This is a genomic window from Hydrogenophaga sp. FW305-3-2-15-A-LB1 (genome assembly GCF_058787875.1).
Genome location: NZ_JBYTAE010000005.1, coordinates 82,967 through 103,703 on the forward strand (window position 1 = coordinate 82,967; position 20,737 = coordinate 103,703).

Here is a 20,737-nt window from a genome sequence, read left to right on the forward strand (position 1 = left end):
TCAGGCGTAACGCACCGCGACGATTTCGAAGCGCTTGGTGCCACCCGGCGCCTGCACTTCGGCCACATCGCCCTCTTCTTTGCCGATCAGCGCGCGCGCGATCGGGCTGCTGATGTTCACCAGGCCCAGCTTGAGATCGGCCTCGTCCTCGCCCACGATCTGGTAGGTCACGGCCGCGCCGCTGTCTTCGTCTTCCAGCTCCACCGTGGCGCCGAACACCACACGGCCGCCCGCATCGAGTGCGGCCGGGTCGATGATCTGCGCGGCCGAGAGCTTGCCTTCGATTTCGGCGATGCGGCCTTCGATGAAGCCTTGGCGGTCTTTCGCGGCGTCGTACTCGGCGTTCTCGCTCAGGTCCCCCTGCGCGCGCGCCTCGGCGATCGCATTGATCACCCAGGGGCGGTCCACGGTTTTCAAGCGCTGCAACTCTTCCTTGAGTTTTTCGGCGCCGCGTTTGGTGATCGGAATGGTGGCCACTGTGATGTTCTCCTACTGCTTCCGGCTCTGCGCCGGCACAAAAGCAAACCGCCGGGCGTTGCCGCTCGGCGGTGTTCATGAAAGGGCATTATGCCGCGAAAGAAAGCGGTGTCCACACGCATCGGCCGAGTCGATGCGCGGGCCAGCCTCAGAGTTGCGCGTGCATCTCCTGCACCGAGATCACACCCAGCTTGTCCAGGTACTGCATGCCCTCCACCGCGGCTTCAGCGCCAGCGATGGTGGTGAACGTGGTCACGCGCGCCAGCAAGGCCGAGGTGCGGATGGCCCGCGAGTCGGCGATGGCATTGCGGCGCTCTTCCACGGTGTTGATGACGAGCACGATGTCGCCGTTCTTGATCGCGTCGACGATGTGAGGGCGGCCCTCGGTGACCTTGTTCACCGTCTGCACCGCGACCCCAGCGGCGGCGATGGCCGCCGCCGTGCCGCGCGTGGCGACCAGCGAGAAGCCCATCTCGACGAGCTGGCGCGCGATCTCCACCGCGCGCGGCTTGTCGCTGTTCTTCACGGTCAGGAAGACCTTGCCCGAGGTCGGCAGCTTGGTGCCGGCGCCGAGCTGGCTCTTCACGAAGGCCTCGCCAAAGGTCTTGCCCACGCCCATCACCTCGCCGGTGGATTTCATCTCGGGGCCGAGGATGGTGTCCACACCGGGGAACTTCACGAACGGGAACACCGCTTCCTTGACGCTGAAATACGGCGGCGTCACTTCGGCGCCGATGCCCTGCTGGTCGAGCGACTGGCCGGCCATGCAGCGCGCTGCCACCTTGGCCAGCTGGATGCCCGTGGCCTTGGACACGAAGGGCACGGTGCGCGAGGCACGCGGGTTCACTTCGAGCACGAAGATCACGTCCTTCTTCACGCCGTTCTCTTCCACCTCCTGGATCGCGAACTGCACGTTCATCAGGCCGACCACGTTCAGGCCTTCGGCCATGGCGGCGGTCTGGCGCTTGAGCTCATCGACCGTCGCCTTGCTCAGGTAGTACGGCGGCAGCGAGCAGGCGGAGTCACCGCTGTGCACACCGGCCTGTTCGATGTGTTCCATGACGCCGCCGATGAAGACGCGGCCGGTGGCATCGCGCACCGCGTCCACGTCGCACTCGATGGCATCGTTCAGGAAGCGGTCCAGCAGCACGGGCGAATCGTTGCTGACCTTGACGGCCTCGCGCATGTAGCGCTCGAGGTCGCGCTGCTCGTGCACGATCTCCATGGCGCGGCCACCGAGCACATAGCTCGGGCGCACCACCAGCGGGTAGCCCAGGGCAGCCGCCTTCTCCAGCGCCTCCGGTTCGGCGCGGGCGGTGGCGTTGGGCGGCTGGCGCAGGCCCAGGGTGTGCAGCAGCTGCTGGAAGCGCTCGCGGTCTTCGGCCGCGTCGATCATGTCCGGGCTGGTGCCGATGATGGGCACTCCCGCGGCCTCCAGGCCCAGCGCGAGCTTGAGCGGCGTCTGGCCGCCGTACTGCACGATCACGCCCACCGGCTTCTCCTTGTCCACGATCTCCAGCACGTCTTCCAGCGTGAGGGGTTCGAAGTACAGGCGGTCGCTGGTGTCGTAGTCGGTCGACACGGTCTCGGGGTTGCAGTTGACCATGATGGTCTCGTAGCCGTCCTCGCGCATGGCGAGCGCGGCGTGCACGCAGCAGTAGTCGAACTCGATGCCCTGGCCGATGCGGTTGGGACCGCCACCCAGCACCATGATCTTCTTCTTATTGGTCGGCTCGGCCTCGCACTCACCGTCGCCATGGCCTTCGTAGGTGGAGTACAGGTAGGCGGTGTCGGTCGCGAATTCGGCCGCGCAGGTGTCCACGCGCTTGTAGACCGGGCGGATGTTCTCGGCGATGCGGCGCTCGCGCACGGCCTGGTCGTTGGTCTTGAGCAGCTTGGCCAGGCGGCGGTCGGAGAAGCCCTTCTTCTTCAGGCCACGCAGCGTGTCGGCGTCGATCGCGTCGAGGCTGGTCTTTTCCAGCGCGAGCTCGATCTTCACGATCTCCTCGATCTGCACCAGGAACCAGGGGTCGATCTTGGTGAACTGGTGCACCTCCTCCAGCGTCCAGCCGGCGGCGAACGCGTCGCCCACGTACCAGATGCGGTCCGGACCGGGTTCGCCGAGTTCGCGTTCCAGCGTCTCGCGGTCCTGCGTCTTCTCGTTCATGCCGTCCACTCCCACTTCCAGGCCGCGCAGGGCTTTCTGGAACGACTCCTGGAAGGTGCGGCCCATGGCCATGACCTCGCCCACGCTCTTCATCTGCGTGGTCAGGCGGCTGTCGGCGGTGGGGAATTTCTCGAACGCGAAACGTGGGATCTTGGTGACCACGTAGTCGATGCTGGGCTCGAAGCTCGCGGGCGTGGCGCCGCCCGTGATCTCGTTGCGCAGTTCGTCCAGCGTGTAGCCGATGGCCAGCTTGGCGGCCACCTTGGCGATCGGGAAGCCGGTGGCCTTGGACGCCAGCGCCGAAGACCGCGAGACGCGCGGGTTCATCTCGATGACGACCATGCGGCCGTCCTTCGGGTTGATGGAGAACTGCACGTTGGAGCCACCGGTGTCCACGCCGATCTCGCGCAGCACGGCCAGCGAAGCGTTGCGCAGGATCTGGTATTCCTTGTCGGTCAGCGTCTGGGCAGGCGCCACGGTGATCGAATCACCGGTGTGCACACCCATGGGGTCCAGGTTCTCGATCGAGCAGACGATGATGCAGTTGTCCGCCTTGTCGCGCACCACTTCCATCTCGTACTCTTTCCAGCCGAGCAGCGACTCTTCGATCAGCAGTTCGTTGGTGGGCGAGGCTTCCAGGCCGCGCTTGCAGATGGTCTCGAACTCTTCCGGGTTGTAGGCAATGCCGCCACCGGTGCCGCCGAGTGTGAAGCTGGGGCGGATCACCACCGGGAAGCCGACGGTCTTCTGCACGCCCCACGCCTCTTCCATGCTGTGCGCGATGCCCGAGCGCGCCGACCCCAGACCGATCTTGGTCATGGCGTCCTTGAACTTCAGGCGGTCTTCGGCCTTGTCGATGGCCTCGGGCGTGGCGCCGATCAGCTCCACGTCGTATTTGGCGAGCACGCCGTTGCGCCAGAGGTCGAGCGCGCAGTTCAGCGCGGTCTGACCGCCCATGGTCGGCAAGATGGCGAAGCCACCCTGGGCCAGCGGGCGCTCCTTGGCGATGATCTTCTCGACCGTCTGCCAGGTGATGGGCTCGATGTAGGTGACGTCGGCCGTGGCCGGGTCGGTCATGATGGTCGCGGGGTTGCTGTTGATCAGCACGACCCGGTAGCCCTCTTCGCGCAGGGCCTTGCAGGCCTGCACGCCAGAGTAGTCGAACTCACAGGCCTGGCCGATGATGATCGGGCCGGCGCCGATGATGAGGACGGTTTGAATGTCGGTTCTTTTGGGCATGGTTCGCTGGGGATGTGCGCCGGCTCAGGCGGTGGCGGGCACGCGGGCCTGCATCAGGTCGATGAAACGGTCGAACAGGTAACCGATGTCGTGCGGGCCGGGCGATGCCTCGGGGTGGCCCTGAAAGCAGAAGGCCGGCTGGTCGGTGCGTGCCAGGCCTTGCAGCGTGCCGTCGAACAGGCTCACGTGCGTGGCGCGCAGCGTGGCGGGCAAGGTCTTTTCGTCGACCGCGAAGCCGTGGTTCTGGCTGGTGATGCTCACGCGGCCGTTGTCGAGGTCCTTCACCGGGTGGTTGGCACCGTGGTGGCCGAACTTCATCTTGAAGGTCTTGGCCCCACTGGCCAGCGCCAGGATCTGGTGGCCCAGGCAGATGCCGAAGGTCGGCACGCCCGCTTCGATGATCTCGCGCGTGGCGGCGACGGCGTAGTCGCAAGGCTCCGGGTCGCCAGGGCCGTTGGACAGGAACACGCCGTTGGGCTTGAGCTTGAACACGTCGGAGGCTGGCGTCTGCGCCGGCACCACGGTGATCTTGCAGCCCCGCTCGCTGAGCATGCGCAGGATGTTGTACTTCACGCCGAAGTCGTAGGCCACCACGTGGAAGCGCGGCGCGATCTGCTCGCCATAGCCGAAGCCGAGTTGCCACTCGGTCTGCGTCCAGGCGTAAGGCGCCGTGGCCGAGACCACCTTGGCAAGGTCGGTGCCGGCCATGTTCGGCGCAGCCTTGGCCGCAGCCAGGGCCTGGGCGCGGTGCGCCTCGGTGATGGCTTCGCCGGCCGGCAGGGCCAGGATGCAGCCGTTCTGCGCGCCATGCGTGCGCAGGCGGCGCGTGAGCGCCCGGGTGTCGAGGTCGGCGATGGCCACGGTGCCTTCGCGCTGAAGGTACTGCGAGAGCGTTTCGTTGCTGCGGAAGTTGGAGGCCAGCAGAGGCAGGTCTTTGATGATCAGGCCAGCGGCGTGGACGCGGCTGGCTTCCACGTCTTCGGCATTGACGCCGGTATTGCCAATGTGCGGATACGTCAGCGTGACGATCTGCTGGCAGTAGCTGGGATCGGTGAGGATTTCCTGGTAGCCGGTGAGCGAGGTGTTGAACACCACCTCGCCCGTGGTCTGACCGGTGGCGCCAATGGAAACGCCTGTAAAGACCGTGCCGTCGGCGAGCGCGAGAAGGGCTTTCGGGTGGACGGGAAGCACGGAATTCTCCAGAGTGGGGCGGCAACGTCTTCGCGCCGGCGGCAGGTGCCGCGCAGGCCTCGCACCCGCCTCGCGCCGGCCGGAGCCGGGGCAGAAACGGAGCAAAAACCTGGGGTGGTGAGCCGGGGCGCGCAGGGTTGCGCTGATTGCGGGTAAACCGTGGAATTATAGCCCGGGTCGGTCAATCGACCGACGGGTCACGAAGCCAATCCGGCTGCGCTGGCGTGCAGGCAAATGGCGGCGGCGGCGGCCACGTTGAGCGACTCTTCTCCGCCGGGCTGGGCAATGCGCACGAAAGCCCCGGCACGGGCCATCAGGGCCTCGCCCACGCCCTGCCCTTCGTGACCCAGGACCCAGGCGCAGGGCCACGGCAGCCGGGCCTGATGCAGCCAGTCGCCCTGGTGGGAACTGGTCACCAGCATCGGCACGTCCAGCGCCGCGAGATCGTCCGCTGCCAGGCCTTCGATCAAGCGCAGCCCGAAATGCGCCCCCATGCCGGCACGCACCACTTTGGGCGACCACAGCGCGGCAGTGCCCTTGAGGGCCAGCACCTGACCAAAACCGAAAGCCGAGGCGCTGCGCAGGATGGAGCCCACATTGCCCGCGTCCTGCAGGCGGTCCAGCACCACGGTGGCCGTGCCGCCCTGCACCGCCAAGCCGGGCGGCAAGGACCAGACAAAGCCCACGCCGGCGGGCGACTCCAGCCCGCTGATGCCTGCCATCAGGGCGTCGGGCACGGTGACCACGTGATCGGTGGCATCGCGCAGGTCGTGCGGGGCCTGCGGCCAGAAGGATTCGGTGAACACCGCGGTGAGCGGACGCTGCCCGCGCGCCAGCAAGGCCCGGCAAAGGTGATCCCCCTCCAGCCAGACCTGGCCTTGCTTTCGGTAGGCGGTGCCATCCTGCACCAGCAGGCGCAGGCGTTTGAGCAGAGGGTTGTCGCGCGAAGTGATGGCCAGGGGCGATGCCGTCATGGCTCACCGCCCTCGTCCGCTGCGGGCACCACCAAGGCACGCGCGACCGGCGCGAACGAGCGCCGGTGCACAGCCAGGGCGCCATGCACCCGCAAGGCCTGCATGTGTTGCGCCGTTCCGTAGCCCTTGTGCTGGTCGAATCCGTACTCGGGGTGCTGCAGGTGCAGCTCGCACAACAGGCGGTCACGCGTGACCTTGGCCAGGATGGACGCGGCCGAAATCGACGGCACCAGCGCATCGCCCGACACGATGGCCTCGGCCAGCACGTCCAGTGTCGGCAGCCGGTTGCCGTCCACCAGCACCTTGGCGGGCTTCAAGCGCAGGCCCATGACCGCCCGGCGCATGGCCAGCATGGTGGCCTGGAGAATGTTGAGCTGGTCGATCTCCTCCACCGAGGCCTGCGCCACACTGCAGCACAGCGCCTTGGCGCGGATTTCGTCATACAGTTTTTCGCGGCGCAATGCGGTCAGTTGCTTGGAGTCCGCCAGACCCTTGATGGGCGAGCGGTCGTCCAGGATCACGGCGGCGGCCACCACCGGCCCGGCCAGGGGGCCGCGCCCGGCCTCGTCCACGCCCGCGAGCAGTCCGGGCACGTCCCAGATCAGCGGGGCCTGTTCAGCCTTCAAGAACTTGTTCGATCGCATCGGTGGCCAGTTGGGCGGTGTCTCGTCTCAGTGTGTGGTGCAGCTCGGCGAATCGCTGCTGGAGTGATGCAATTTTCGCAGGTGCGTCGAGCCAGTCCAGCACCGCCCGCGACAGCGCCTGGGGTGTGGCCGCGTCTTGCAGCAGCTCGGGCACCACGAATTCGCCACACAGGATGTTGGGCAGGCCCACCCAGGGCTGCAGCTGCTTGCGCCGCATGATCTGCCACGAGAGCCAGTTCATGTTGTAGGCGATCACCATGGGCCGCTTGAACAGCGCGGCTTCCAGCGTGGCGGTGCCGCTGGCGATCAGCGTCACATCGCAGGCGGCCAGCGCGGTGTGCGACTGACCTGGGATCACCGTCAACGCGCCATCCAGCCCGGCGGCACGGGCCGCGGCCTCGATCCGCTCGCGCAGCGCTGGCACCGCCGGCACCACGAATCGAATCCCCGGGCGCTCGCGCCGAAGCCGCACGGCCGCTTCAAAAAAGCGCGCGACCAGGTACTGCACCTCCGACGCACGACTGCCCGGCAGGATGGCGACCACCGCATCCTCCTCGCGCAGACCCAATTGGGCGCGCGCTGCCGCGCGGTCTGGCTCCATGGGGATCACATTGGCCAGCGGATGGCCGACGTAGGTCGCCGCAATGCCATGCTGCCCCAGCAGCTCGGGCTCGAACGGAAAAATACAGAGCACGTGGTCGGCGCTGCGCCGGATCTTGTCGACCCGGTCCGCGCGCCAGGCCCAGATGGACGGGCAGACGAAGTGCACGGTGCGAATGCCCCCCGCCTTCAGGTTGGCTTCCAGATCCAGATTGAAATCGGGTGCGTCCACGCCGATGAACACATCGGGGCGCGTCGATGTCAGCAAGCGCTGCTGCAACTCGGCACGGATGCCCACGATCTCGCGGTAATGGCGCAGCACCTCGACATACCCACGCACCGCGAGCTTCTCGCTGGGCCACCAGGGGTCGAAGCCCTGCGCCACCATCTGCGGGCCACCGATGCCGAACGAGTGAAGATCGGGCCAGCGCTGCCGGACACCACCCAGCAACAGACCGGCGAGCAGGTCGCCCGACGTCTCGCCCGCCACGAGGGCAAAACGCTTGGACGGATTCATCAAGGCCTCAGCGGACGATGCCGCGCTGGGGCGACACCTGCCCGAGGAAGTCCAGCATCATCGCCACATCGGGCGCCGCCTCGGGCGTCTTGTCGGTCAGCCCGTGAATGCGCGCCACGGCCTCTTCCAGCTTGAGATCGTCCCGGTACAACGCCTTGTGCATGGCCTTCACGGCCGAAATGCGCTCGGGCGAAAAGCCCCGGCGGCGCAGGCCTTCGAAATTCATCGAACGCGCCTGGGCGGGCTGGCCCTGGCACATCACAAACGGGGGCAAGTCGGCAAACAGCAGCGAGCACATGGCGGTCATGGCATGCGCACCGATGCGCACGAACTGATGCGCCACGGTGAAACCGCCGAGGATCACCCAGTCATCCACCACCACGTGGCCGGCGAGCTGCGAGTTGTTGGCAAAGATGGTGTGATTGCCTACCACGCAGTCGTGCGCCAAATGCACATAGGCCATGATCCAGTTGTCGTTGCCGACCTGGGTCACCGCACGGTCGCCCGGCGAGCCGATGTTGAAGGTGCAGAACTCGCGGATCGTGTTGCGGTCACCGATGACCAGTTCGCAGGGCTCGCCCGCGTACTTCTTGTCCTGTGGAATCGCCCCCAGCGAGTTGAACTGGAAGATGCGGTTGTCGCGGCCGATGGTGGTGTGACCTTCGATCACGCAGTGGGCGCCGACCGTGGTGCCGGCACCGATCTTCACGTGTGGCCCGATCACGGTGTACGGCCCCACACTCACCGAGCTGTCGAGTTCGGCGGCAGGGTCGACCAGCGCAGTGGGATGAATCAGAGACACGAGGCGCGCTCTCCCACGTTCAGGCGATGGTGCGCATGGTGCACATCAGTTCGGCTTCACACGCAATCTGATCGCCCACGCGCGTCACACCCTTGAACTTGAAGATGCCGGCCTTGGCGCGCTCCAGGGTCACGTCCATGATGAGCTGGTCGCCGGGTTCAACGGGGCGCTTGAAACGCGCGCCATCGATGCCCGCAAAGTAGTACACCGTCTTGTCGTCGGGCGTGACGCCCATGGTGTCGAAGGACAGCAGCGCCGCGGCCTGGGCCATGGCTTCGAGCATCAGCACCCCCGGCATGACCGGGCGATGCGGAAAGTGGCCCACGAAAAACGGCTCGTTGATGGTCACGTTCTTCAGTGCCTTGATACTCTTGCCCTTGTCCAGCTCCAGCACGCGATCCACCAGCAAAATGGGGTATCGGTGCGGCAGCTGCTTGAGAATCTGGTGGATGTCCATCATGGCTTTGAATTGTTTTGAACGGCTTGTTCGATCGCCTGCTCCGCGGCCTTGAGGCGCTCGCGCAGGCGGTTGAGCTGCTTGAGGGAGGCAGCGTTCTTTTCCCAGCTGGCATTGTCGTCGATGGGGAACATGCCGGTGTAATGTCCTGGCTTGAGCAGGGAGCGCGTGACCACCGAGGCCGCCGAGACGTGCACACCATCAGCCAGCCGGAGGTGCCCCAGCACCACCGCGCCCCCGCCAATGGTGCAATGCGCTCCGATGGTCGCACTGCCCGCCACGCCGACACAACCGGCCATGGCGGTGTGCGCTCCCACATGCACGTTGTGGCCGATCTGGATCAGGTTGTCCAGCTTCACGCCGTCCTCGATCACGGTATCGTCCAGCGCGCCACGGTCGATGCAGGTGTTCGCACCGATCTCCACGTCGTTGCCGATGCGCACCGCACCCAGTTGCTCGATCTTGATCCATTCGCCCTGATGAGGCGCGAAACCGAAACCATCGGCCCCGATCACCGCACCGGAATGCACCACACCACGCGCGCCGATGGTGCACCGCTCACCCAGGGTGACCCGCGGATGCAACCAGGTGCCTTCGCCCACGCGGGCGCCGTCACCCAGCACGGCGTGGGCGCCTACCCGGACACCGCGCGACAAATGAACATCGCGCCCCACGACTGCAAACGGCCCCACGCTCACCCCCTCGTCCACACGGGCCGAAGGATGGATGCTGGCCAGTGGATCAATGCCCTGCGCAGGCGCAGCATCGTGCTGCTGCTTCCACCACTGGGTCAGCCTGGCGAAATAGAGGTAGGGGTCGTCCGTGACGATGCAGGCGCCACGGGCCATGGCCTGGTCCTGCAAGGCCGGAGGAACGATGAGCACCTCGGCCGCCGTGCTGGCAATCTGGCCTGCGTAGCGTGCCTGTGCCACGAAGGCCAGCTCGCCCGGGCCGGCCGTGGCCACGGGGGCCAAGCGGTGAATCAGCAGGTCGGGTGAGCCGTGCCGCGCGCCGCCCAGGGCTTCAACGATGTCGCCCAGTGGCCTCGACACGGGTCGCCCTGGCGTGAACTTACTTGCCGCCGTTCAAGCCGCTCAGCACCTTGTCGGTGATGTCGTGCTTGGGGTTGATGTAGACGGCTTCCTGGATCACCAGGTCGTATTTCTCGGCCTCGGCCACCTGCTTGATCACGCGGTTGGCGCGCTCGAGCACGCTTTGCAGCTCCTCGTTCTTGCGCAGGTTGAGGTCTTCCTGGAACTCGCGCTGCTTGCGCTGAAAGTCGCGATCCTGCTCGACGAGCTGGCGCTGGCGCGCCGCGCGCTGGGCATCCGGCAACGTGGGGGACTCACGTTCGAATTTCTCCGAAGCGGTCTTGAGCTGGGCTGCCAGCCCCTGGACTTCCTTCTCGCGCCGCGAGAACTCCTGCTCCAGCTTGGTCTGTGCCGCCTTGGCCAGGTTGGCCTCGCGGAAGATGCGGTCGGTGTTCACGAAGCCGATGCGGAAGTCCTGCGCCGTGGCGGCAAAGGCCAGCAGGCCCAGCCCAGCGGCCAGCAGGAGGCGTCGGTTGAAAAGTCGGGAGAAAGTCTTCATCAAAAGGAGGTTCCGATCTGAAACTGGAATTTCTGGATTCTATCGCCAGGGAATTTCCGGATGGGGTTGGCGATGGCGAAGCGCAAGGGGCCGACGGGCGAGATCCAGCTCAGGCCCACACCCACGGAAGCGCGCAAATCGGTGGCATTTGCTCGGGTGTCATTTTCGCCGTACACGTTGCCGACGTCGATGAACCCGAACATGCGCAGGGTACGGTCATTGCCCGCGCCTGGGAAAGGCGTGATGAACTCGGCGCTGAAAGCCATGCTGCGATTGCCACCGATGTTGACCAGCTCGCCGGCCTGAACGCCCGACATGATGGGCGAGGTCGGACCCAGGGTGCCTTGGTCGAAGCCGCGCACCGAACCCAGGCCCCCCCCGTAGAAGTTCTTGAACAGCGGGAACGGACGGCCGCCCAGGCCCTTGCCATAGCCCAACTCACCGTTGAACGCGAGGGTGTACTGCTTGGTCAGCGGAATGTACTGCTGGATCTGGTAGTTGGCCTTGAGGTAGCGGGTGTCGCCGCCCACCCCGATCTCGGTGTTGAAGCGCTGCAACCGGCCCTGGGTCGGCACCAGCGCGCTGTCGCGACCGTCCCGTGACCAACCGATGGTCAGGGGCACCGAGGAGCTGGTTTCCCCGAACGTGTTCGAGTACTGCTGGTAGGCCTGTGGCAGACCCGTACCGGGTTCGATCTTGGTCTGCTCGATGCCAATGCCGAAGAACACCGTGTCCTGCTCGGTGAAGGGCACGCCGAACTTCACGCTCACACCCGGCGTGATGAGGCGGTAGTCACCACCCTGCTCGGTGTACGGCTGGGTCGTGCGGTAGTAGACGTCGAAGCTGCGCGACACGCCGTCCGGCGTGAAATACGGGTCCACCGTGCTGATCACGACCTGGCGGTTGTAGTCGCTGGTGTTGACGTCCACCCCCAGGTAGTTGCCCGAGCCGAACACGTTTTCCTGGCGGATGCCGGCAATGATCGAGAGCTTGTCAGCCTGTGAGTAGCCCGCACCCAGCGTCAGGTTGCCGGTGGGTTTTTCGGCCACGGTGATGGTCATGTCCACCTGGTCGGGCGTGCCCGGCACCGGCTGGGTATCGACCTCCACGGACGTGAAGAAGCCCAACCGGTCGACCCGGTCGCGCGACAGGCGGATGCGATCGCTGTCGTACCAGGCCGATTCCAGCTGGCGGAACTCGCGACGGATGACTTCGTCGCGGGTGCGGTTGTTGCCTTCGACGTTGATGCGGCGCACGTACACGCGGCGTGCGGGCTGCGCCCGCAGCACGAAGGCCACCTGTTTGTTCACCCGATCGATGTCGCGGCTGGCCTCGACCTGGGCGAAGGCATAACCGAAGGCGCCGAAGTAGTCGGTGAAGGCCTTCACCGTGCTGGTTTCGTCTTCCGCGTTGTAGGCCTCGCCAGCGCGCAGCGTCACGAGCGACTTGAACTCCTCTTCCCGCCCCAGGTACTCGCCCTCGAGCGCCACCGACTTGACCACGTAGCGGTCGCCTTCGGTAATGTTCAGGGTGATGGACATGCTCTCCTTGTCCGGCGCGATCGCGACCTGGGTGGAGTCGATGCGGAATTCGAGGTAGCCGCGCGTGAGGTAGTAGGAACGCAGGGTTTCGATGTCGGCGTTGAGCTTGGCACGCGAATAGCGGTCGGACTTGGTGTACCAGCTCAGCCAGCCACCGGTGTCGAGGTCGAACAGGTTGCGCAGCGTCGACTCCGAGAACGCGCGGTTGCCGACGATGCGAATCTCCCGGATCTTGGCCACGTCGCCTTCGACCACGCTGAAATTGAGGTTGACGCGGTTGCGCTCGCTCGGGGTCACGGTGGTGACGATCTGCGCGGCGTACATGCTGCGGTTGATGTACTGGCGCTTGAGCTCCTGCTCGGCGCGATCCGCCAGCGCCTTGTCGAACGGCCGGCCATCGGTCAGGCCGATGTCTCGCAGGGCCTTCTTCAGCACGGTGTCGTCAAACTCCTTGATGCCAGAGAAGCTGATGTCCGCGACCGTCGGCCGCTCTTCGACGATCACCACCAGCACGTCGCCATTGACCTGCAGGCGCACGTCGCTGAACAGGCCCAGGCCGAACAGCGAACGGATGGCGGTCGAACCCTTGTCGTCGTTGTACTGGTCACCGATGCGGAACGGCAAGGAAGCGAACACCGTACCGGGCTCGACACGCTGCAGGCCTTCGACACGGATGTCGCGCAAGGTGAAGGGGTCGACAGCCCAGGCAGGCAGGGCCGCAAGAAGGGTCGTCGCGAGCGCCGAAAGGGTCAGGCCGCGAAGTCCGAAGGATTTTATTTTCATGGAAAAGAAGCGTTCAGCCAGCCAGGCGGGCCACATCATTGAACAAGGCGACGGACATGAGCGCCATGAGAACCACGACACCCCCTCGCTGCAGGCGCTCCATCCAGACATCAGACACGCTGCGCCCAGTGACACCCTCCCAAAGATAATACATCAGGTGCCCCCCATCGAGGACCGGCAGCGGCAGCAGGTTGAGCACGCCCAGACTCACGCTGATCAGAGCGAGAAACAGCAGGTAAGAGGTGATACCGAGGCTGGCCGATTTACCGGCGTAGTCGGCAATCGTGAGCGGGCCGCTGAGGTTCTTCACAGACGCTTCGCCGATGAGCATCCGCCCCATCATCTTGAGCGTCAGCCAGGACACCTCCCAGGTCCGGACAACCCCGTTGACCAGGCCATCGACCGCGCCGTGGCGCACGGTCGTCATCTCCGGCATGGCGCCGATGTACGCCCCGACACGCCCCACCCAGATGCCGGCCTGCTGCTCGGGCATGGGTTTGACCACCAGATGCACGACCTGCCCTGCGCGCAGCACCTCCCAGCGCTGCTCGACGGGCTGCCCGGCCGGGCCGACGGCTGCCCGGATCAGGGCCCGCAGGCTTTGCCCGTCACCCAGGGCCTGGTCGTTGACCTTGCGCACGGTGTCGCCTTCCCTCAGTCCGGCAGCGGCCGCCGCCCCACCCTCCATGACCTCGCCCACCACCGGCGCGCTCCACGGGCTGGTGATGCCGATGCGCTGGAACAGCGCAGCGTCGGCTTCCCGCACGTCCAGCTCGCTCAAGGGAAGCGTCACGGGGCGCGTCGCATCGCCTTCGCGCGACGACACCCACAGGGTCAAGTCCTCGCTCGACAGAGCGGCCTGCGTCAGGCGCCAGCGCAGGTCCTCGAAAGACGCCACCGCACTGGCTTCGGCGTCGGCCACGGCGGTCTGCGCCACCCACTCACCGCCGTGCAGGCCCGCACGCTCGGCGATCGAACCCGCCACCGGACTGGCCAGCACCGGCTTGGGCTCTTCCACACCGGTCCAGTTGACGACGGCATAAATCGCGATCGCCAGCAGCAGGTTCGCCGCGGGGCCGGCCGCGACGATGGCGGCACGCGAGCGCAGCGGCTGGGTGTTGAAGGCCAGATGGCGCTCGGCCGGGTCGACCGGTGCCTCGCGCTCATCGAGCATGCGCACATAGCCGCCCAGGGGCAACGCGCAGAGCACGAACTCGGTGGGACTGCCCTTTTTGCGCCAGGTCAGCAGCGGTTTGCCAAAACCGACCGAAAAACGCAGCACCTTCACGCCGCAGGCCACGGCCACCCGATAGTGGCCGTACTCGTGCACGGCGATCAGCAGACCGAGGGCCACGACGAAGGCAACGAGTGTGAGCATGGCGAATTCGGTTGAGAGGTGAACGGACGGGGTGGCGGCCGTCGGGCCGTCAAGCCGCCAACCGGTCGATCTGGACTTGCGCGATGGCGCGCGTTTCCGCGTCGATCGCCAGCAGGTCGTCCAGGCCCTGGGGCTTCGAGGGGGTCAGGGCCTGCAAAGTTGCATGGTTGACGACGTGGATCTGGTCGAACCGCAGCCGATGGTCCAGAAAGGCCGCCACGGCGACCTCGTTGGCGGCATTGAGCACCGCCGTCGTGCCCGCCGGGCCGCCCAGGGCATCCCAGGCGAGGCGCAGACCGGGAAAACGCCGGTCGTCCGGCTTTTCGAAACTCAGAGCCCCCAGTGAGGCGAAGTCCAGTGCGGCCGCACCGGAGACGATGCGCTCCGGCCAGGACAGGCCATAGGCGATGGGCCCCCGCATGTCGGGGGTACCCAGCTGGGCCACCACGGATCTGTCGGCGTACTGCACCATCGAATGGATCACGCTTTGCGGATGGATCACCACTTCGATCTGCGAAGCGGGCAATCCAAACAGATAGCAGGCCTCGATGACTTCCAGCGCCTTGTTCATCATGGTCGCCGAGTCCACCGAGATCTTGCGGCCCATCACCCAATTGGGATGCGCACAGGCCTGCTCCGGCGTCACCTCGTGCAAGGTCTGCGGATCGCGCGTGCGGAAAGGACCACCGGAAGCCGTGAGCACGATCTTGTCGACCCGGCGCGACCAGGTCGTGGGGTCTTCGGGCAGCGACTGAAAGACCGCCGAATGTTCGCTGTCGATGGGCAGCAGCGTCGCACCGCCTTCGCGCACCGCCCGCATGAACAGCTCGCCGCCGACCACCAGCGCCTCCTTGTTCGCCAGCAGCAGCTTCTTGCCCGCCTGCGCGGCCGCCAGGCTGGGCGAAAGACCGGCGGCTCCGACGATGGCGGCCATCACGGCATCCACCTCCGGATTGCGGCTGACGTCGCACAAGGCCTGCGCGCCCGACAGCACCTCGACCGACAGGCCGAGCTCGCGCACGCGGCCGGCCAGTTGCTGCGCATGCGCCGGGCTGGCCATGACGGCGTAGCGGGGAGCAAAGCGCTGGCATTGCGCCAGGATGGCCTCCACCTGCGTGGCGGCAGTCAGCGCAAACACGGTGTAGCGCTCAGGGTGGCGGGCGATCACGTCCAGCGTGCTGACCCCGATCGAGCCTGTGGAGCCCAGAATGGTGATGGCTTGGGGGCGGGTCATGGCAATCAGACGGTGATGAGCATCATGGCCAGCGGCAACACGGGCAGCAAGGCGTCGACGCGATCGAGCACGCCGCCATGGCCGGGGAGCAGCTGGCTGGAATCCTTGGCTCCGGCACTGCGCTTGACCAGCGACTCCACCAGATCACCGACCACGCTCATGGTGACAAGAAACACCAGCGACAGCACCGCCAGCGCCGGCCCCAGAGCCCAGAGCCGCGCATACAGGCTGGTGCCTTGCGCATCGGCCCAGAGCCAGCAGGCCGCCAACACAAAGACCCCCAGCAATCCACTGATGGCGCCCTCCCAGCTCTTGCCCGGGCTGATGGTGGGAGCGAGCTTGCGCCGCCCCAGGGCCTTGCCACCAAAATAGGCGGCGATGTCGGCCGTCCAGACCAGCAGCAGCACGGAGAGCAGAAAGCCCAGACCTTCCAGGCGCGCGTGCACCATGGCCAGCCAGGCACAGGCGATGAGTGCCAGCCCCACCCAGAGGCGCAGGCCGACCGGCCATGCGCTCCAGCCTTTCACGCCACGGCCCAGCATTACGACAGCGAGCAACACCCAGGCGGCCCCCACGGCCAGCCAGAGCGGGCGCAGCGACAGGTTCAGGCCACCGGCCCACCAGACCACCGCCATCAGGACACCCAGACCCAGGCCCAGACCCAGCGAGAGCGAAGAGCCGCAGCCATTGAGGCGAGCCCATTCCCAGCCGCCCGCCACGATCAGCAGCAGGGTCAGGGCGGCAAAAGGCTCGATCGAGGGGTTAAACAGCGCGGGCAGCAGAACGGCCAGCAACAGCACAGCCGTGATGATGCGCTGCTTAAGCATGTCGCTGGCCCACCGCGACCACCTCGGGCTCGACCTCGGCCCGTTGCTCGGCGGTCTGGCCGAAGCGGCGCTCGCGCCGGGCGAATTCGGCCAATGCGCGGTCCAGTTCGGCCGCATCGAAATCGGGCCAGAGGCAGTCGGTGAACAGCAGCTCCGTGTAGGCCGACTGCCAGAGAAGGAAGTTGCTGATGCGCAGCTCACCACCGGTGCGGATCAACAGATCCGGGTCGTCCACGTGGGCCAGCGCCATCGCACCTGACAAGCTTTGCTCGGTGATCTCCACGCCTTGCTGGGCGAGGCGCCGGGCGGCCTGGGCGATGTCCCAGCGCCCGCCATAGTTGAAGCACACGTTCAAGACCAGGGTGTGGTTGTGCGCGGTCTCGCGCTCGGCCGCCTCCAGGCCTTGCACCACCCGCGTCGACAGGCCTTCCCGGTTGCCTGGGAAATGCAGTTGCACGCCACTCTTTTTCAGGCTGGGAACCTCGCGCGACAACGCCATGGCGAGCAAATCCATGAGGCCCGAGACCTCTTCCACCGGGCGGTTCCAGTTTTCGGACGAGAACGCGAAGACGGAGAGCACGGGCACGCCTCGCTCGATGCACGCCTTGACCACCCCGCGCAGCGCGTCCACGCCCTGCTTGTGCCCGGCCGCGCGCGGCAGCCAGCGCTTCTGCGCCCAGCGGCCATTGCCGTCCATGACGATGGCCACATGGCCAGGCAGTTTCGCCGGCACGGAGGGGTGAGTTGCAGCAGATGCCATGGCCAGGGTCGATGGAAGGGGCGGATCAGACCGCCATGATGTCCTGCTCTTTGGAGGCCACCAGCCGGTCCACCTCGGCAATCATGCGGTCGGTGAGCTTCTGGATGTCTTCCTGCGAGCGGCGGTCGTCGTCTTCGGACGCCAGCTTTTCCTTGACCAGCTTCTTCACCGATTCGTTGGCGTCGCGCCGGAGGTTGCGCACCGCGATCTTGGCGGCTTCGCCCTCACCCCGGACCACCTTGGTGAGCTCCTTGCGGCGCTCCTCGGTCATGGGAGGCATGGGAACGCGGATCAGGTCGCCCTGGCTGGAAGGATTCAGGCCCAGATCCGACTCGCGAATGGCCTTCTCGATCTTGGCGCCCATGCCTTTTTCCCACGGCGACACGCCGATGGTGCGCGCGTCGAGCAACGTCAGGTTGGCGACCTGGGACAGCGGCAGCATGGAGCCGTAATACTCCACGTGCACGGTGTCCAGCAGGGCGGGGTTGGGCCGGCCGGTGCGGACCTTGGTCAAACTGTTCTTGAGCGCTTCCACCGATTGAAGCATCTTGTGCTCAGCGGTTTTGCGGATGTCGTCGGTGCTCATGAAAACTCCTCAATGCAGCAGAAAATGGAATGCCGTGTGGGCATCAGACGTGAACCAGCGTGCCCTCATCGCCTCCCAGCACCACCTTGCGCAGCGCGCCGGGCTTGAAGATCGAGAACACCTTCACGGGCAGTTTCTGGTCGCGGCACAGGGCAAAGGCGGTGGCGTCCATCACCTGCAGGTTCTTGCTCATGGCCTCGTCGAAGGAAATGGTGGTGTAGCGCGTGGCGCTGGGGTCCTTGTTCGGATCGGCGGTATAGACGCCATCGACCTTGGTGGCCTTGAGCACGATCTCGGCACCGATCTCGGCTCCGCGCAGCGCCGCGGCGGTGTCGGTGGTGAAGAAGGGGTTGCCGGTGCCGGCGGCGAAGACCACGACCTTGCCCTCTTCGAGGTATTGCAAGGCCTTGGGGCGAACGTAGGGCTCGACCACCTGCTCGATGGCAATGGCCGACATCACGCGGGCAACCAGGCCGGCCTTGTCCATGGTGTCGGCGAGAGCCAGCGAATTCATCACGGTCGCAAGCATGCCCATGTAATCGGCGGTGGCGCGGTCCATGCCGACCGAGCCCCCGGCAACGCCGCGGAAGATGTTGCCGCCACCGATGACGATGGCCACCTGGACGCCCAGGCGGGTGACTTCGGCGATTTCTTCCACCATGCGCACGATGGTGGCTCGGTTGATGCCGAAAGCGTCATCGCCCATGAGGGCCTCTCCCGACAGTTTCAACAGAATCCGTTTGTAGGCTGGCATGAGGCAACTTTCAGGAAATCGATAAACAAAGATTCAACCGGCAAGTGTAGCGAGGAGCCCGCATTCACCTGCCGCTTCGGGGCGTAAATAAGCCCCATACGGCACAACGGGCCTTGCGGCCCGTTGTCTCGTCCAGTCTCGGCAGGATCAGGCGCCCTTGGCGGCAGCCACTTGCGCGGCCACTTCCGCCGCGAAGTCGTCGACCTTCTTCTCGATGCCTTCGCCCACCACGAACAGGGTGAAGCCCTTCACGTTGGTGCCAACGGCCTTGAGCATCGCGCCCACGGTCTGCTTGCCATCGGCGGCCTTCACGAAAACCTGGTCGAACAGCGACACTTCCTTGAGGTACTTCTGCACCGAGCCTTCCACCATCTTGGCGACGATGTCGGCAGGCTTGCCCGATTCGGCGGCCTTGGCGGCGGCCACCGAGCGCTCGCGCTCGATCAGCTCCGCAGGCACGTCGGCCGAGGTCAGCGACACCGGCTTCATCGCGGCCACGTGCATGGCGACGTCCTTGGCCGCCACGGCATCGCCTTCGAACTCCACCACCACGCCGATGCGGGTGCCGTGCAGGTAACCAGCGAGCTGGCCGCCGTTGGCCCAGTGCTTGAAGCGGCGGAACGACATGTTTTCGCCGATCTTGCCGATCAGGCCCTTGCGCACGTCTTCCAGCGTGGGGCCGAAGCCGTCCTGGCTGTAGGGCAGCGCGCCCAGGGCTTCCAGGTCGGCGGGGTTGTGTGCCGCCACCAGCTGGGCGGCCGCGTTGGCCAGCGCCAGGAAGCTGTCGTTCTTGGTGACGAAGTCGGTTTCGCAGTTGACTTCGATCAGCGCGCCGGTGGTGCCGTTGATGGAACTGGCCACGACGCCTTCGGCGGTGACGCGGCTGGCGGCCTTGCCGGCCTTGGTGCCGAGCTTGACGCGCAGCAGCTCTTCCGCCTTGGCCATGTCGCCGTCGGCTTCGGTCAGGGCTTTCTTGCACTCCATCATGGGTGCGTCGGTCTTGGCGCGCAGTTCGGCGACCATGCTTGCGGTAATTGCCATTTCAGTTTCTCCGTTCGCCGTTGTGCCCCGGCGGGCAGAACGGTCTGTTTCAATGATCGGGTGGCCTTATGAAAAAGGGGCTACAGGAGCCCCTCTTTCATGCAAGAGTCAGGCTCAGGCGGAAGCGTCTTCCTTGACTTCCACGAATTCGTCAGCGCCTTCGGCGGCCACGGCCTTGACGACATCGTTCACCGCGTTGCTGCGGCCTTCGATGATGGCATCGGCGATGCCACGGGCGTACAGGGCCACGGCACGGGCCGAGTCGTCGTTGCCGGGGATGACGTAGTCAATGCCCACGGGCGAGTGGTTGGTGTCGACCACGCCCGCCAGCGGGATGCCCAGCTTCTGGGCTTCGAGCACGGCGATCTTGTGGAAGCCTACGTCGATGACGAAGATGGCATCGGGCAGCGCATTCATGTCCTGAATGCCGCCGATGTCCTTCTCGAGCTTTTCCATTTCGCGAGCAAACATCAGCTGCTCTTTCTTGGTCATGCTGTCCAGACCGGCTTCCTTCTGGGCTTGCATGTCCTTCAGGCGCTTGATGGAGGTCTTGACCGTCTTGAAATTGGTCAGCATGCCGCCCAGCCAGCGCTGGTCCACGAAAGGCACGCCGGCGCGGCGGGCTTCCTGGGCCACGATGTCGCGCGACTGGCGCTTGGTGCCCACCATCAGGATGGTGCCGCGGTTGGCGGAGAGCTGGCGCACGAACTTGGCGGCCTCTTCGAACAGGGGCAGCGTCTTTTCGAGGTTGACGATGTGGATTTTGTTGCGATGGCCGAAGATGTACGGTGCCATCTTGGGGTTCCAGAAGCGGGTCTGGTGTCCAAAGTGGACACCGGCTTCCAGCATTTCGCGCATGGAGATAGACATGAGTTAACTTTCCAGAGGTTGAGTCTAAAATCCAGCCCCGATCACCTGTGCATTGAACGGACCGCTGACGGTCCTGGTGCTTCAGGCAACACCCGGTTGGGCTGGTTTGCGATTTCGCCCTGCAAAGGCGGCAAGAACGGTGTTCGAGCCAGCCATCTGCAAAGCCCGTCGATTATAGCAGCCCGACCGATCCCGTCCTACTTTCGCTCTCTGGACCGCGCTCCGAATGGAATCGCGTCCGGGGTGTTTCTGCGCCACAACCCATGCCCGATGTCCCGTTGACCGTCGATTGCCCACCCCCTTCC

At 65.7% G+C, this 20,737-nt stretch carries 19 protein-coding genes; all 19 read right to left on the minus strand.

What is annotated here, in order from left to right:
* Positions 1-477: a transcription elongation factor GreA gene (greA, locus tag AC3WPZ_RS02630; protein ID WP_382158465.1), complete on the minus strand. Its 477-nt coding sequence runs from the start codon at positions 475-477 to the stop codon at positions 1-3.
* Between the two features lie 148 nt (positions 478-625).
* Positions 626-3,883 carry a carbamoyl-phosphate synthase large subunit gene (gene carB, locus AC3WPZ_RS02635; RefSeq protein WP_291121637.1) on the minus strand — a complete coding sequence of 1,086 codons (3,258 nt, stop codon included), beginning with the start codon at positions 3,881-3,883 and terminating at the stop codon, positions 626-628.
* Positions 3,884-3,907: 24 nt separating this feature from the next.
* Positions 3,908-5,074, minus strand: coding sequence for a glutamine-hydrolyzing carbamoyl-phosphate synthase small subunit (gene carA / locus AC3WPZ_RS02640; RefSeq protein WP_382324401.1), 1,167 nt, complete (start codon positions 5,072-5,074; stop codon positions 3,908-3,910).
* Between the two features lie 197 nt (positions 5,075-5,271).
* Positions 5,272-6,048 (minus strand): TrmH family RNA methyltransferase, encoded by a 777-nt coding sequence (locus AC3WPZ_RS02645; RefSeq protein ID WP_492437966.1) that lies wholly within the window; start codon positions 6,046-6,048, stop codon positions 5,272-5,274.
* Positions 6,045-6,692, minus strand: a complete 648-nt coding sequence (gene rnhB, locus AC3WPZ_RS02650) for a ribonuclease HII (RefSeq protein ID WP_382158471.1) — start codon at positions 6,690-6,692, stop codon at positions 6,045-6,047. Before rnhB ends, AC3WPZ_RS02645 begins: the two co-directional genes overlap by 4 nt.
* Positions 6,664-7,809 (minus strand): lipid-A-disaccharide synthase, encoded by a 1,146-nt coding sequence (gene lpxB / locus AC3WPZ_RS02655; protein ID WP_492437967.1) that lies wholly within the window; start codon positions 7,807-7,809, stop codon positions 6,664-6,666. Before lpxB ends, rnhB begins: the two co-directional genes overlap by 29 nt.
* A gap of 7 nt (positions 7,810-7,816) precedes the next feature.
* Positions 7,817-8,611, minus strand: coding sequence for an acyl-ACP--UDP-N-acetylglucosamine O-acyltransferase (lpxA, locus tag AC3WPZ_RS02660; RefSeq protein ID WP_382324395.1), 795 nt, complete (start codon positions 8,609-8,611; stop codon positions 7,817-7,819).
* 19 nt (positions 8,612-8,630) lie between these two features.
* Positions 8,631-9,071, minus strand: coding sequence for a 3-hydroxyacyl-ACP dehydratase FabZ (gene fabZ, locus AC3WPZ_RS02665; protein ID WP_291121647.1), 441 nt, complete (start codon positions 9,069-9,071; stop codon positions 8,631-8,633).
* Complete coding sequence (gene lpxD, locus AC3WPZ_RS02670) at positions 9,068-10,120, minus strand: UDP-3-O-(3-hydroxymyristoyl)glucosamine N-acyltransferase (RefSeq protein WP_492437969.1); 1,053 nt, start codon at positions 10,118-10,120, stop codon at positions 9,068-9,070. The genes fabZ and lpxD overlap by 4 nt, the downstream gene beginning before the upstream one ends.
* Before the next feature lie 19 nt (positions 10,121-10,139).
* On the minus strand, positions 10,140-10,658 hold the full coding sequence (locus AC3WPZ_RS02675; RefSeq protein ID WP_382158478.1) for an OmpH/Skp family outer membrane protein: 519 nt from the start codon (positions 10,656-10,658) through the stop codon (positions 10,140-10,142).
* Positions 10,658-12,982, minus strand: a complete 2,325-nt coding sequence (bamA, locus tag AC3WPZ_RS02680) for an outer membrane protein assembly factor BamA (protein ID WP_382158480.1) — start codon at positions 12,980-12,982, stop codon at positions 10,658-10,660. The genes AC3WPZ_RS02675 and bamA overlap by 1 nt, the downstream gene beginning before the upstream one ends.
* 13 nt (positions 12,983-12,995) lie before the next feature.
* Entirely contained in the window at positions 12,996-14,360 is a 1,365-nt protein-coding gene (gene rseP, locus AC3WPZ_RS02685; protein ID WP_492437971.1) for an RIP metalloprotease RseP, read from the minus strand.
* A 49-nt stretch (positions 14,361-14,409) separates the two neighbouring features.
* On the minus strand, positions 14,410-15,594 hold the full coding sequence (ispC, locus tag AC3WPZ_RS02690; RefSeq protein WP_492437973.1) for a 1-deoxy-D-xylulose-5-phosphate reductoisomerase: 1,185 nt from the start codon (positions 15,592-15,594) through the stop codon (positions 14,410-14,412).
* A 5-nt stretch (positions 15,595-15,599) separates the two neighbouring features.
* Entirely contained in the window at positions 15,600-16,421 is an 822-nt protein-coding gene (locus AC3WPZ_RS02695) for a phosphatidate cytidylyltransferase (protein WP_382324389.1), read from the minus strand.
* Positions 16,414-17,181: a polyprenyl diphosphate synthase gene (uppS, locus tag AC3WPZ_RS02700; protein WP_444686410.1), complete on the minus strand. Its 768-nt coding sequence runs from the start codon at positions 17,179-17,181 to the stop codon at positions 16,414-16,416. Before uppS ends, AC3WPZ_RS02695 begins: the two co-directional genes overlap by 8 nt.
* A 25-nt stretch (positions 17,182-17,206) precedes the next feature.
* Positions 17,207-17,767 carry a ribosome recycling factor gene (gene frr, locus AC3WPZ_RS02705; protein WP_382158489.1) on the minus strand — a complete coding sequence of 187 codons (561 nt, stop codon included), beginning with the start codon at positions 17,765-17,767 and terminating at the stop codon, positions 17,207-17,209.
* A gap of 43 nt (positions 17,768-17,810) precedes the next feature.
* Positions 17,811-18,521, minus strand: coding sequence for a UMP kinase (pyrH, locus tag AC3WPZ_RS02710; protein WP_291121862.1), 711 nt, complete (start codon positions 18,519-18,521; stop codon positions 17,811-17,813).
* 147 nt (positions 18,522-18,668) lie between these two features.
* Positions 18,669-19,562 carry a translation elongation factor Ts gene (tsf, locus tag AC3WPZ_RS02715; RefSeq protein ID WP_492437975.1) on the minus strand — a complete coding sequence of 298 codons (894 nt, stop codon included), beginning with the start codon at positions 19,560-19,562 and terminating at the stop codon, positions 18,669-18,671.
* Between the two features lie 114 nt (positions 19,563-19,676).
* Positions 19,677-20,432, minus strand: a complete 756-nt coding sequence (rpsB, locus tag AC3WPZ_RS02720) for a 30S ribosomal protein S2 (RefSeq protein WP_492437977.1) — start codon at positions 20,430-20,432, stop codon at positions 19,677-19,679.
* Positions 20,433-20,737 lie beyond the last annotated feature (305 nt).